Raw genomic sequence first — 445 nt, 5'->3', positions numbered from 1 at the left:
GCCACCAGCACCCCGCCGCCGAACAGCGGCTGGGCGTTGACCACCCCGGGCGCCGTCGCGGCGGCGGTGACCAGCGCCGCCGGGTCGGCGGTGCCGAGCACCCAGCGGCTCAACCCGTCCCCGGGGCCGAACCCGTCGGCGACCGGCACGTCGGGGGCGGCGAGCGCGTCGACCGCGGCGGCCACGGAGAAGCCGAGCACCACGGTCGCCACCGTGCCGGCGGCGAGGATCCTGCGGTCGGCGGTCCAGCTCGTGCCCACGACGTCCTCCGGTGCGGCGCGCACGGTGCACACCTCGTCCGCGTCATCGGCGCCGGCCGCCGGACCTGGAGGGTCCGGCGGCCGGGCTCACCCCGACGGGTGGAGCGCTACTTCCGCATCGCGGCCAGGAAGCCGGTCATCTCCGAGCGCAGCTGCTCGGCCAGGCGCGACAGGCCCGTCTGGTC

General features: G+C 78.0%; 1 protein-coding gene. It reads right to left on the bottom strand.

All coding sequences use genetic code 11. The features are described from left to right. On the bottom strand, positions 1–284 hold a 284-nt coding region (locus M3677_RS17295; RefSeq protein ID WP_251161181.1), incomplete at its 3' end, for a hypothetical protein. Between the last annotated feature and the right edge of the window lie 161 nt (positions 285–445).

This window comes from Curtobacterium sp. P97, from assembly GCF_023712445.1.
Lineage (GTDB): Bacteria > Actinomycetota > Actinomycetes > Actinomycetales > Microbacteriaceae > Curtobacterium.
The sequence above is the reverse complement of the archived record's forward strand: the minus strand, read 5'-3'. Positions and strand labels throughout refer to the sequence as shown.